This is a genomic window from Amycolatopsis sp. NPDC004169, from assembly GCF_040610315.1.
Taxonomy (GTDB): domain Bacteria; phylum Actinomycetota; class Actinomycetes; order Mycobacteriales; family Pseudonocardiaceae; genus Amycolatopsis.
On record NZ_JBEXMD010000086.1, the window covers coordinates 1 to 14,227 of the forward strand.

Consider the following 14,227-nt stretch of genomic DNA (forward strand, 5'->3'; position numbering starts at 1 on the left):
ACCCTGACGTATCACCCGGCGGAGATTCCGGTGGTTTCGAACGTGACCGGTGCTCTTGCCGAGCCGTTCACCGCGGACTACTGGGTGCGCCACGTCCGGGAGGCTGTCCGGTTCGCCGACGGCGTGTCCACTTTGGAGGCTGCCGGGGCCGGGGTGTTCCTGGAGCTGGGGCCGGACGGCGTGCTGAGCTCGCTGGTCCCGGGCACCGCGATCCCCGCCCTGCGCCGCGACCGCGACGAGGAGCGCACCCTGTTCACCGCGCTGGCCCGGCTGCACGTCAGCGGCGTCGACCTGGACTGGGCGAGCCTGTACGCCGGGTCGGCCGGGCGGGCCGTCCCGCTGCCGACGTACCCCTTCGAGCACCGGCGGTACTGGCTCGAACCCGCCCGCCCGCAGCCGGTCGCCGACAGCGCCGACACCGGGTTCTGGGCCGCCGTCGACCGCGGCGAACTGGCCAGGGACCTCGCCGTCGACGACGACCTCGCCGCCGCCATCCAGCCCGCGCTCCACGCCTGGCGCGCTCGCCACCGCGAAGCGAGCACCCTCGGGTCGTGGCGCTACCGCGTCGCCTGGCGGCCGCACCCGCTGCCCGCCGGCCGGCCGACCGGCACCTGGCTGCTCGTCGGCACCGTTCCCGCCGGGATCGCGGAAGGCCTGGCCGAGCGGGGAGCGGACGTCCGCACGAGCTGGAGCGAGGGGGAGGACATCGCCGGGACGCTCGCCTTCCCGGCGGACCTCGACGAGGCGCTCACCGTGCTGCAGGCCGACCGGCCCGGCCCGCTCTGGCTCGCCACCACCGGCGCCGTGCGCACCGGCCGCTCCGACCCCGCTCCGGAGCCGGCCCGCGCGCAGGTCTGGGGCCTCGGCCGGGTCGCCGCCCTCGAGCTCACCGGCCGCGAGATCGGCCTCCTGGACCTCCCGGCCGCGCTCGACGACCGCGGTCACGACCGCCTCGCCGCTCTCCTGGCCGCGGGCACCGGCGAAGACCAGGTGGCCCTGCGGCCGTCCGGCGCGTTCGTGCCCCGGCTCGTCCGCGCCCCGGCAGGCGCCGAGCCGCGCGGCTGGACCCCGGACGGAACCGTGCTGATCACCGGCGGTACCGGGGCACTGGGCAGCGCGCTCGCCCGGACCCTGGCCGCCCGCGGTGTCCGGCACCTGCTGCTGCTCGGCCGCCGCGGCCCGGACACCCCGGGCGCGGCCGACCTCGCGGCGCAGCTGCGCGCCCTCGGTGCCGAGCCGGAGATCGTGGCCTGCGACGTCGCCGACCGCGCGGCACTGGCCGAGGTCCTGAGCGGACGCGCGATCGGCGCGGTCTTCCACGCTGCCGGACACGGCCGGTTCACCCCGATCACCGAGTCGTCCCCGGAGGACTTCGCGGAGGTGGTCAGCGCCAAAGTGGACGGCGCCACCCACCTCGACGAGCTGCTCGGTGCCGGCCTCGAAGCGTTCGTGCTCTTCTCCTCGATCGCCGGGGTCTGGGGCAGCGGGCACCAGGGCGCCTACGCGGCGGCCAACGCGCACCTCGACGCGCTCGCCGAACACCGCCGGGCCCGCGGCGAGAGCGCCACCTCGATCGCCTGGGGCCCGTGGGCGGGCGCCGGGATGGGCGCCTCCGAAGAGGGTGAAGAACTGCTCCGCCGCCGTGGGCTCCTCCCGCTGGACCCCGGCCTCGGGATGCGCGCGCTGCTGCAGGCCGTCGAGCTGGGGGAGACCACGGTCGTCGTCGCCGACGTCGACTGGGCCCGGTTCGCGCCGTCGTACGCCGCGGCCCGGTCCCGGCCGCTCATGGCCGAACTGCCCGAGTTCGACGCCGGCGAAGGCCCCGGCGAAAGCGGCTCGGCCGAGCTGACCGAGCGCCTGGCCGCGCTGCCCGCCCCCGAACGCCGTCGCGTGCTCCTGGACGTCGTGCGCGCCCGCGCCGCCGCGGTACTCGGGCACGACGGCGCCGAAGCGATCGAACCGGCGCGGCCCTTCAAGGACCTGGGCTTCGACTCGCTCACCGCGGTCGAGCTGCGCAACGCGCTGGTGGCCGAAACCGGTCTCGCCCTGCCCTCGACGCTCGTGTTCGACCACCCCACCCCGGCGGACCTGGCCGACCGCCTGCTCGGCGAAGCCTTCGGTGCCGGCACACCGGCGCCGGGCCTGCCCGCGGAGGCGGTCACCGGCGACGACCCGATCGCCATCGTCGCGATGAGCTGCCGCTACCCGGGCGGGGTGCGGTCCCCGGAGGACCTCTGGCGCCTGGTGAGCGCGGGCGGCGACGGCATCGCGCCGTTCCCCGCCGACCGCGGCTGGGACGTCGGCGCGCTCTACGACCCGGACCCGGGCAAGAGCGGCCGCAGCTACGCCCGCGAAGGCGGCTTCCTCGACGGCGTCACGGAGTTCGACGCCGGGTTCTTCGGCATCTCGCCCCGCGAGGCACTGGCGATGGACCCGCAGCAGCGGCTGCTGCTGGAGACTTCGTGGGAGCTGTTCGAGCGGGCGGGCCTCGACCCGCACTCGCTGCGCGGCACGAAGACCGGGGTGTTCGCCGGCACCAACGGCCAGGACTACGTCACCCTGCTCGGCGCGTCCTCCGGTGTCGAAGGCCACCTGCTGACCGGGAACACCACCAGCGTCATCGCCGGGCGTGTCTCCTACACCTTCGGGCTGGAGGGGCCGTCGGTCGCGGTCGACACGGCGTGTTCGTCTTCGCTGGTCGCGCTGCACCTGGCCTGCCAGTCGCTGCGCCAGGGCGAGTCCACGATGGCCGTGGCCGGCGGCGTGACGGTCATGTCGACCCCCGGCGCGTTCGTCGAGTTCAGCCGGCAGCGCGGGCTGGCGCCCGACGGCCGGTGCAAGCCGTTCGCCGAGGCGGCCGACGGCACCGGCTGGGCCGAAGGCGCCGGTCTGCTCCTGCTCGAACGCCTGTCGGACGCACAGCGCAACGGCCACGAGGTGCTGGCGCTCGTCCGCGGTTCGGCGGTCAACTCCGACGGCGCGTCGAACGGCCTGACCGCGCCGAACGGGCCCTCGCAGCAGCGGGTGATCCGGGCGGCGCTGGCGAACGCGGGCCTCGAACCATCCGATGTGGACGCCGTAGAGGCGCACGGGACCGGGACGACGCTGGGCGACCCGATCGAGGCCCAGGCGGTGCTGGCCACCTACGGCCAGGACCGGGAGACGCCGCTGTGGCTGGGGTCGGTGAAGTCCAACATCGGCCACACGCAGGCCGCCGCCGGGGTCGCCGGGATCATCAAGATGGTCATGGCCATGCGCCACCGCGTGCTGCCGCAGTCGCTGCACGTCGACGCGCCGACGTCCCACGTGGACTGGTCGGCGGGCGCGGTCGAGCTGCTGACCGAGGCCCGGGACTGGCCGTCCGAGCGGCCGCGCCGGGCCGGGATCTCCTCCTTCGGCATCTCCGGCACCAACGCGCACACCATCATCGAGCAGGCCGCACCCGCCCCGGTCGCGGCCGGGACCGAGGCAGGCGGCCCGGTGCCGTGGCCGCTCTCGGGCCGGTCGGTGGCCGCGCTGCGGGCCCAGGCCGCCGCGCTGTCCGAAGTGGACGGCAGCCCGGTGGACGTCGGCTTCTCCCTGGCCACCGGCCGGGCGGCGCTCGAGCACCGGGCCGTCGTGCTCGGCAGCACGGCCGAGGACTTCCGGACCGGGCTGGCAGCCCTCGCGGCCGGCACGCCCGCACCCGAGGTCGTCTCGGGCGAGGCGGCGACCGGCCCGCTCGCCGTGCTGTTCACCGGGCAGGGTGCCCAGCGAGCCGGGATGGGGCGGGAGCTCTACGCGCGCTACCCCGTCTACGCCGACGCGTTCGACGAAGCCTGCGCGCACCTCGACCCGCACCTGGAGCACTCGGTCCGGGAGCTCGTGTTCGCCGAGCCCGGCAGCGATCAGGCCGCGCTGCTCGACCGGACCGCCTACACCCAGCCGGCGCTGTTCGCCGTGGAGCTGGCCCTGTACCGGCTGGCCGAGAGCCGCGGCGTGCGGCCGGACCACCTGGCGGGCCACTCGATCGGCGAACTGGTGGCCGCGCACGTCGCCGGGGTGCTGTCACTGGCCGACGCGGCCGAGCTGGTCGCCGCCCGCGGCCGGCTGATGGACGCCCTGCCGGACGGCGGGGCGATGGTCTCGCTGCGGGCCGGCGAAGAAGCCGTGGCCGCCGAAGTGGCCAAGACCGGCGGCCGGGCCGGGATCGCGGCGATCAACGGCCCCGGCTCGGTCGTCGTCTCCGGCGACGAGGACGTCGTGCTGGAGCTGGCCGCCGGGTTCGCCGCCGCGGGCGTGCGGACCAAGCGGCTCAAGGTCAGCCACGCGTTCCACTCGCCGCGGATGGACGCGATGCTGGACGGCTTCGCGGCGGTCGCGCGGCGGCTCACCTACCACCCGGCCGAGCGGGCCGTGGTGTCCACCGTGACCGGACGGCTCGCCGGGCCCGAACTGTCCACCCCGGACTACTGGGTGACCCAGGTGCGGGCGTCGGTGCGGTTCGCCGACGCCGTCGCCACCCTGGCCGGGCTGGGCGTCCGGACGTTCCTCGAGGCCGGGCCGGACGCGGTGCTCAGCGCGATGGCCGCCGACTGCCTCGGCGAGGACGTCGTGGCCGTGCCGCTGCTGCGCCGCGACCGGCCGGAGGACCGCACGTTCGCCACCGCGCTCGCCGGGCTGTGGGTCCGCGGGGTCCCGGTCGACCTCGCGGCCGCGGTCACCGGCGCCCGCCGCGTCCCGCTGCCGACCTACGCCTTCCAGCACCGGCGTTACTGGCCCGAGGTCTCCGCCGCGGCCGGGGACGTCGGCGCGGCCGGGCTCACCGACGCGGGCCACCCGCTGCTGGCCGCGACCCTGCCGCTGGCCGGCGGCGACGGGATCGTCCTCACCGGACGCCTCTCGGTGGCCGCGCAGCCGTGGCTGGCCGACCACGCGGTGCTCGGGACCGTGCTGCTGCCCGGCACCGCGTTCGTCGAGCTGGCCATCCGGGCCGGTGACCAGGCCGGCTGCCCGGTCGTCGAGGAGCTGACCCTGTCCGCGCCGCTCGTGCTGCGCGAGCGGGACGCCGTCGCGATCCAGGTGTCGGTCGGTGCCCCGGACGCCGACGGCCGCCGCGAGCTGACCGTCCACTCGCGACCGGACGGCCGCGACGACTGGACCGCGCACGCCGCGGGGGTCCTCGCGCCGGCCACCGCGAACCCGCCGGCCCCGGCGGCCGAGTGGCCGCCCGCCGGAGCGGAACCCGTCGACCTCACCGGCTTCTACGAAACGCTCGCGGCGTCCGGGTTCGGCTACGGCCCGGCCTTCCGCGGCCTGCGCGCGGCCTGGCGCCTCGGGGAGGAGATCCACGCCGAGGTCGCGCTGCCGGAACGGCAGCAAGCGGGCGCGTTCGGCCTGCACCCGGCCCTGCTGGACGCCGCCCTGCACGCGCTGGGCCTGCGCGACGGTGGCAGCGGCCCGCGGCTGCCGTTCGCCTGGACCGGCGTCACCCTGCACGCCACCGGCGCCACCGCGCTGCGGGTCCGCCTGCGGCCCGGTGCCGGGGACGCGGTCGCCATCGACGTCGCCGACCCGGCCGGTGCCCCGGTCGCGTCCGTGGAAGCACTCGTGCTGCGCCCGGTCTCGGCCGAGCAGCTGCGCGGCCCGGACGGCGCCGACGCGCTGTTCCAGGTCGAGTGGACGCCGGTCCCGCTGCCCGAACCGGTGGCCGGCCGGTACGCGGTCATCGGCCCGGACCCGCTCGGCCTGGTCGCCGGGCTCGGCTCGGCCGGCACCGTCGAGTCCTGTGTGGACCTCGCGGAACTGGGCCGCCGGACCGAGGAGAGCGGCGAGGAACCGCAGTACGTGTTCTCGGCGATCCGGCACTCGGCGCAGCCGCGCGAGCGGGCCGCCTTCGCGCTCGAGCTGGTCCGGGAGTGGCTGGCCGACGAGCGGTTCGCCACCGCCCGGCTCGTGCTGGTGACCCGCGGCGCGGTCGGCGCGGCCGACGGCGACCGCGTCCCCGACCTCACCGCCGCCCCGGTGTGGGGCCTGCTGCGGTCGGCCCAGTTCGAGAACCCCGATCGGCTCGTCCTGGTCGACCTCGACGACGAAGACCCGCGCTCGGCGGCGCTGCTCGGTGCGGTCGCCTCCGGGGAACCGCAGCTCGCCCTGCGGGACGGCCGGGCGCTGGCCGCGCGGCTCGTGCGGGCCGGTTCCGGCACGCTCCTCCAGCCGCCCGCGGGCAACTGGCGGCTCGACAGCACCGGCCGCGGCACCCTGCAGAACCTCGCGCTGGTCCCGAACCCGCTGCCGGAGACCCTCGAACCGGGCACGGTCCGGGTCGCCATCCGTGCCGCCGGGATGAACTTCCGCGACGTCCTGATCGGCCTCGGCATGTACCCGGGCGAGCCGCTCATGGGCATCGAAGGCGCCGGTGTCGTCCTGGAGTGCGGCGAAGGCGTCACCGGGCTCGCGCCCGGCGACCGGGTGATGGGCTTCTTCCCCGGCTCCTTCGGCCCGCGCTCGGTGGCGGACCGGCGGATGCTGGCGAAGATCCCCGACGGCTGGTCGTTCAGCGAAGCCGCGTCGGTGCCGATCGTCTTCCTCACCGCCTACTACGGCCTGGTCGACCTGGCCGGGGTGCGGGCCGGGGAGTCCGTGCTGGTGCACGCGGGCGCCGGCGGTGTCGGCATGGCCGCCATCCAGCTCGCCCGCCACCTCGGCGCCGAGGTCTACGCCACCGCCAGCCCTGGCAAGTGGGACGTGCTGCGCGCGTCCGGGCTCGACGACGCGCACCTCGCCTCCTCGCGCACGACCGGGTTCGCGGAGCTGTTCTGCGAGGCCAGCGGCGGCCGGGGTGTCGACGTCGTGCTCAACGCCCTGACCAACGAGTTCGTCGACGCCTCCTTCGCGCTGATGCCGCGCGGCGGGCGGTTCCTCGAGATGGGCAAGGCCGACGTGCGGGACGCCGACGCGGTCGCCGCCGCGCACCCGGGCGTCCGGTACCAGGCGTTCGACCTGGTCGAAGCCGGCCCGGACCGGATCCGGGAGCTGTTCACCGAGGTCCTCGCGCTGTTCGAGGCCGGTGCGCTGACGCCGCTGCCGGTGCGGACCTGGGACGTCCGGCGGGCGCCCGAGGCGTTCCGGTTCGTCAGCCAGGCCAAGCACGTCGGCAAGGTCGTGCTGACCATGCCGCCGTCGTTCGGCGACGGCACGGTGCTGATCACCGGCGGCACCGGCGCGCTGGGCGGCCTGGTCGCCCGGCGGCTGGTCACCGGGCACGGCGTCCGCGACCTGGTGCTGCTGAGCCGCCGCGGCCCGGACGCGCCCGGCGCGGCCGAGCTGGCCGCCGGGCTGCGGGAGCTCGGCGCGGACGTGCGGATCGTGGCCGCCGACGCCGCCGACCGCCGCGAGCTGGCCGCCGTGCTGTCCGGGATCCCGGCGCTCACCGCCGTGGTGCACGCGGCGGGCGTCCTCGACGACGGCGTCGTCGCGTCCCTCACGCCCGAGCGGCTCAACGCGGTGCTGCGGCCGAAGGTGGACGCGGCCCTGAACCTGCACGAGCTGACCCGGGACCTCGGGCTGTCGGCGTTCGTCCTCTTCTCCTCGGCGGCGGCCACGCTCGGCAGCCCCGGCCAGGGCAACTACGCCGCGGCGAACGCGTTCCTCGACGCGCTGGCGCAGCACCGCGCGGCCCGGGGGCTCCCGGCCGGGTCGCTGGGCTGGGGGCCGTGGGCCACCGACGGCATGCTCCGCGAAGCCGACCGCGCGAAACTGGCGCGGTCCGCGTTCGTGCCGTTCACCGCCGACCGCGGCCTCGACCTCTTCGACGTCGCGGCCGCCCGGCCGGAACCGGCGCTGCTGCCGCTGCAGCTCGACGCGGCCGCGCTGGGTGCGCAGGCCGGGCTGCCGCCGCTGTTCGCGTCGCTGGTGCGGGCCCCGGCCCGCCGGACCGCCGAAGCGGCCGCGCCGTCCGGTGCCCCACTGCCCGAGCGGCTCGCCGCCGTGCCGGAGGCCGACCGCGGGGAGTTCCTCCTCGACGTCGTCCGCGGGCACGTCGCCACCGTGCTGGGCCACGGCTCGGCCGCGGACATCGAGGGCGGCCGCGGCTTCCTCGACCTGGGCTTCGACTCGCTGACGGCGGTGGAGCTGCGCAACCGGCTCACCGCCGAGAGCGGCCTGCGGCTGCCGGCCACGCTGATCTTCGACCACCCGTCGCCCGCCGACCTGGCCGCGCACCTGCTGGCCGGGCTCGCACCCGCCGCCGTCGACACCGACGACGCGGTGCTGGCGGAACTGGACCGGCTGCTGGAGCGCGCCGGGGACAGCCGCCGCGTCACCGCGCGGCTGGAGGCGGTGCTCGCGCGGCGCCGGGGCGTTGCCGAGCACGACGACAGCGCACTCGACTCCGCGAGCGACGACGAGATCTTCGACCTGATCGACAACGAACTCGGACTGTCCTGAATGGACGGGACGCGACGGGATGGGGCCTGATGGACAACGACGCGAAGCTCCGGGAGTACCTGAAGAAGGTGACCGCGGACCTCGTGCGCGCCCGCAAGCGCGTCCAGGAGGTCGAGGACGCCGGGTCCGCGCCGGTCGCGATCGTCGGGATGGCCTGCCGGTTCCCCGGCGGGGTCCGCTCGCCCGAGGACCTGTGGCGGCTGGTCGACAGCGGCGGCGACGGGATGTCCGGGTTCCCCGCCGACCGCGGCTGGCCCGACGCCCACGACGCGGGCTTCGTCGCCGAAGGCGGCTTCGTGCACGACGCGGGCCGGTTCGACGCGGGCTTCTTCGGCATCTCGCCGCGCGAAGCGTTGGCGATGGACCCGCAGCAGCGGCTGCTCCTGGAGACGTCGTGGGAAGCCCTCGAACGCGCCGGGATCGTGCCGGAGACGGTGCGGGGCAGCCGTTCGGCGGTGTTCGTCGGGGCGGCGTCCCAGGGCTACGGCACCGGTGCGGGGGAGGAGGCCGAGGCGGTCGCCGGGCACCTGATGACCGGCACCGCCACCAGCGTGCTGTCCGGCCGGATCTCCTACACCCTCGGCCTGGAAGGCCCGTCGGTCACCGTCGACACGGCCTGTTCGTCGTCGCTGGTCGCGCTGCACCTGGCCGTGCAGTCGCTGCGCCGCGGGGAGTCCGACCTGGCGCTGGCCGGCGGCGCGGCGGTGATGGTCAACCCGGACATGTTCACCGAGATGAGCCGCCAGGGCGGCCTGTCCGGCAACGGTCGCTGCAAGGCCTTCGCCGAGGGCGCCGACGGCACCGGCTGGGGCGAGGGCGCGGGCATGCTGCTGGTCGAGCGGCTGGCCGACGCGCAGCGCCTCGGCCACCCGGTGCTGGCGGTGATCCGCGGTTCGGCGGTGAACTCCGACGGCGCGAGCAGCGGCCTTTCGGCCCCGAACGGGCCGGCCCAGCAGCGGGTCATCCGGGACGCGCTCGCCGACGCCCGGTTGTCCACAGTGGACGTCGACCTGGTCGAGGCGCACGGCACCGGCACGGCACTGGGCGACCCGATCGAGGCGCAGGCGCTGCTGGCCACCTACGGCCAGGACCGGGACACGCCGCTGTGGCTGGGCTCGGTCAAGTCCAACATCGGGCACACCCAGGCCGCGGCGGGCGTCAGCGGCGTCATCAAGCTCGTGCTGGCGCTGCGGAACCGCCGGATGCCGCCGACCCTGCACGCCGGGACGCCGTCGACGAAGATCGACTGGGCCGCCGGTGCGGTCGAGCTGCTCCAGCAGGGCCGGGAGTGGACCGCCGACCGGCCGCGGCGCGGTGCGGTGTCGTCGTTCGGCATCTCGGGCACCAACGCGCACATCATCCTGGAGGAGGCCGAAGTCCCGGCGCCGCCATCGGAGCGGCCGGCCGGGGTGGTCCCGTGGGTGCTGTCGGCCAAGACCCCCGAGGCCCTGCGCGAGCAGGCGGCCCGGCTGGCGCTGGTGGACGGCGACCCGGCCGACATCGCGTTCTCGCTGGCCACGACCCGGTCGGCCTTCGCCAACCGGGCCGTCGTGGTCGGTGCGGACTCCGAACGCCTCCTGGCCGGAGTTCGCGCACTGGCGGATGGAACCCCGGCGCCCCACGTCGTGTCCGGGGTGGCCGGGAGCGGCAAGGTCGCCATGGTCTTCCCCGGCCAGGGTGCCCAGTGGACCGGGATGGCGACCGAGCTCCTCGCCACCTCGGAGGTGTTCGCGGCCCGGTTCACCGAATGCGCGCGAGCCCTCGAACCGCACACCGGCTTCTCGCTGCTCGACGAACCCGAACTGGACCGCGTCGACGTCGTGCAGCCCGCGTTGTTCGCGATGATGGTGTCACTGGCCGCGCTGTGGGCCGCCCACGGCGTGCGGCCGGACGCGGTGATCGGCCACTCCCAAGGCGAGATCGCGGCCGCGGTGGTTGCCGGCGCACTGTCCCTCGAGGACGGTGCGCGGGTGGTGGCGCTGCGCAGCAAGGCGATCCTGGCCTTGGCCGGGGCCGGTGGGATGGTCTCGATGGCCGCGTCGCGCGAACGGACGTCGGCACTCATCGCGCCCTGGGGTGACCGGATCGGCATCGCCGCCGTCAACGGGCCGGAGGCGACCGTCGTCTCCGGTGAGCCCGGTGCGCTGGACGAGTTCACGGCGGCTTGTGAGGTCCGCACGCGCCGGATCCCGGTGGACTACGCGTCGCACTCGGTCCAGGTCGAGCAGCTGCGGGACGAGCTGCTGGAAGTCCTCGCCCCGATCACCCCGCGCGCGGCGGACACCGCGTTCTTCTCGACCGTGACCGGCGAGTGGATCGACGGCACCGCCCTCGACGCCGAGTACTGGTACACCAACCTGCGCGAGCCGGTCCGGCTCGAAGAATCCGTGCGAGCGTTGGCGAAGCAGGGCTACCGGACCTTCGTCGAAGCCTCCCCGCACCCGGTGCTGGTGATGCCGATCGGGCAGACCGCGGAAGGTGCCGTCGCGCTCGGCTCGCTGCGTCGCGACGAAGGCGGCTTGGACCGCTTCGCGCTGTCGGTGGCCGAAGCGCACGTCCACGGCGTCAAGGTCGACTGGACGCCCTACTTCGCCGGTGCGACCCGCGTCGACCTGCCCACCTACGCCTTCCAGCAGCGGCACTACTGGCTGAAGCCCGGCGCACCGGCCACGGCAGTCACGGATCCGGGCTTCTGGGAGGCCGTCGAAAGCGGGGCTCTCGCGGAGACGCTCGGCGTCGATCCGGACGTTCCGCTGAGCGAGCTGCTGCCGGCGCTGACCGACTGGCGCCGGACGACCCGCGACAAGTCCACTGTGGATTCCTGGCGGTACGACGTCCGCTGGCGGCCGGCGCCCGAGCCCGCCGGGACGCCGTCCGGGCGGTGGCTGGCCGTGGTCTCGCCCGGCCCGGAGCCGTCCATTGTGGAGTCGCTGGGCGCCGAAGTCCTGCCGGTGACCGGCGACCGCGAGAGCCTGGCCGCGCGGCTGCGCGAGGCCGGGCCGGTGGCGGGCGTGGTGTCCCTGCTGGGCTTCGACGAGCGGCCGCACCCGGAGTTCCCCGAGCTGCCCGCCGGCGTCGCCGGAACACTCCTGCTCGCCCAGGCCCTCGGCGACGCCGGGATCGACGCGCCCCTGTGGCTGCTGACCTCCGGCGCCGTCGCCACGGACTCGCCCTCGCCGGCCCAAGCCCAGATCTGGGGGCTCGGCCGGGTGATCGGCCTGGAACACCCGGACCGCTGGGGCGGCCTGGTCGACCTGCCCGCCGAGCCCGACGCCCGGGCCGTGGACCGGCTCGCCGCCATCCTGGCCGACCCGGGCGACGAGGACCAGTTCGCCGTCCGCTCGTCCGGCGTGCTCGTCCGCCGACTGGTCCACGCGGCCCCGCCGAAGACCGCGCCCGGCTCGTGGTCGGTGCGCGGGACCGTCCTGGTCACCGGCGGCACCGGCGCCCTCGGCCCGCGGATCGCCCGCTGGCTCCGCGGGGCCGGCGCCGAGCACGTCGTCCTCGCCAGCCGCCGTGGCGGCCCGGCGTCCGACGACCCGGGCATCACCTACGCCACCTGCGATGTGGCCGATCGTGCCGCCGTCGAAGCCCTCGCCGCGGCCCACGACTTCCGCGCCGTGATCCACGCCGCCGCGCTGATCGAACTCGCTTCCATCGACGCCACCGACGTCGCCGCGTTCGCCGCCGTCGCGCGGGCCAAGGTGCTCGGCGCCGAAAACCTCGACGCCGTCTTCGACCACGACCTCGACGCCTTCGTCCTGTTCTCCTCCATCGCCGGGGTCTGGGGCAGCGGCGACCACGCCGCCTACGCCGCGGCCAACGCCCACCTCGACGCCCTCGCCCGGCGCCGGCGCGCCCGCGGCCTGCGGGCCACCTCGCTGGCCTGGGGCGTCTGGAACGCCGCCAACCCCGAGAAAGCCAACCAGGACTTCGACGCGAGCCGCCTGCTGCGCCAGGGCCTGCCGTTCCTCGACCCCGACCTCGCGTTCGCGGGCCTGCGCCAGGTCCTCGCCGACGACGAGACGTTCCTCGCCGTCGCCGACGTCGACTGGGCCCGGTTCGCGCCCGTCTTCACCGCGCTGCGGCCGCGCCCGCTGCTCGACGAGCTGCCCGAGGTCCGCCGCGCGCTGGCGGCCGAGCCGGCCGCGGCCACGGTGGGCGGACTGGGCGGCCTCGGCGACCGGCTGGCCGGGCTGTCCCCGGCCGACCGCACCCGGACCGTGCTCGGCCTGGTCCGCGCGACCGCGGCGGCGGTGCTCGGCCACGACGGCCCGGACGCCGTCGCCCCGGACGTCGCCCTGCGGGACCTCGGCTTCGACTCGCTCACCGCCGTCGAGCTGCGCAACCGCCTCGCCGCCGAGACCGGCCGGAGCCTGCCGGCCACCCTCGCCTTCGACCACCCGACCGCCCAGCGCATCACCGAGTTCCTGCTCGGCGGCGCCCCGGCCACGGCGACCGAGACCGTCGTCGCGGTCGCCGACGACGAGCCGATCGCCATCGTGGCGATGAGCTGCCGCTACCCCGGTGGCGTCCGCAGCCCCGAGGACCTGTGGGAGCTCATCACCGCCGGCGGCGACGCGATCACCGGGTTCCCGGCCGACCGCGGCTGGGACGTCGAGGCGCTGTTCGACCCGGACCCCGACCACGACGGCACCAGCTACACCCGCCACGGCGGCTTCCTGCACGACGCCGGCGACTTCGATCCGGGCTTCTTCGGCATCTCGCCGCGCGAGGCGCTCGCCATGGACCCCCAGCAACGGCTGCTGCTGGAAACGTCCTGGGAGGCGATGGAACGCGCCGGCGTGAACCCGGAAAGCCTGCGGGGCAACGCGACCGGCGTGTTCGTCGGCACCAACTACGCCGACTACGGCATCGGGCTCGCCCCGCCGGACGGCTCGGCCGGGCACCTGCTCACCGGCGGCGCGGCCAGCGTCGTCTCCGGCCGGATCTCCTACACCTTCGGGCTCACCGGCCCGGCCGTCACGGTCGACACGGCGTGCTCGTCGTCCCTGGTCGCGCTGCACCTGGCCTGCCAGTCGCTGCGCACCGGCGAGTGCACGATGGCGTTGGCCGGCGGGGTGGCGCTGATGTCGACCCCGGCGTCGTTCGTCGCGTTCAGCCGCCAGCGCGCGCTGGCCGCCGACGGCCGCTGCAAGGCCTTCTCCGACGACGCCGACGGCATGGGCATGGCCGAGGGCGTCGGCGTCCTGCTCGTCGAACGGCTCGCCGACGCCCGGCGCAACGGCCACGAGGTGCTGGCCGTGATCCGCGGCTCGGCGGTCAACCAGGACGGCGCGTCCAACGGCCTGACCGCCCCGAACGGCCCCGCGCAGCAGCAGGTGATCCGCCAGGCGGTGGCCAACGCCCGGCTGAGCTTGGCCGACGTCGACGCCGTCGAAGCGCACGGTACCGGCACCGCCCTCGGCGACCCGATCGAGGCTCAGGCCCTGCTGGCCACCTACGGCCGCGACCGGGCGAACCCCCTGTGGCTCGGCTCGGTGAAGTCCAACATCGGGCACAGCCAGGCCGCCTCCGGCGTCGCCGGCGTCATCAAGATGGTCCTCTCCCTGCGCCACGGCGTGCTGCCGGGCACGCTGCACGCGGGCACGCCGTCGTCCCATGTGGACTGGACGGCCGGGAACGTCCGGCTGCTGGACGAAAGCCGGCCGTGGCCGGAGACCGGCCGCCCGCGCCGGGCCGCGGTGTCGTCGTTCGGGATGAGCGGCACCAACGCCCACGCGGTGCTCGAAGCCGCACCGGAGCCGGTCGCGACGGAGCCGTCCGGGCCCGTCGCGAC

Annotated in this window: 2 protein-coding genes; both read left to right on the forward strand. The window is 75.9% G+C overall.

Annotated features, from left to right (window positions below):
- Positions 1-30 precede the first annotated feature (30 nt).
- Positions 31-8,427 carry an SDR family NAD(P)-dependent oxidoreductase gene (locus ABZX11_RS47610; RefSeq protein ID WP_354925710.1) on the forward strand — a complete coding sequence of 2,799 codons (8,397 nt, stop codon included), beginning with the start codon at positions 31-33 and terminating at the stop codon, positions 8,425-8,427.
- A gap of 29 nt (positions 8,428-8,456) precedes the next feature.
- The coding region (locus ABZX11_RS47615; protein WP_354925713.1) for a type I polyketide synthase at positions 8,457-14,227 on the forward strand (5,771 nt) is incomplete at its 3' end.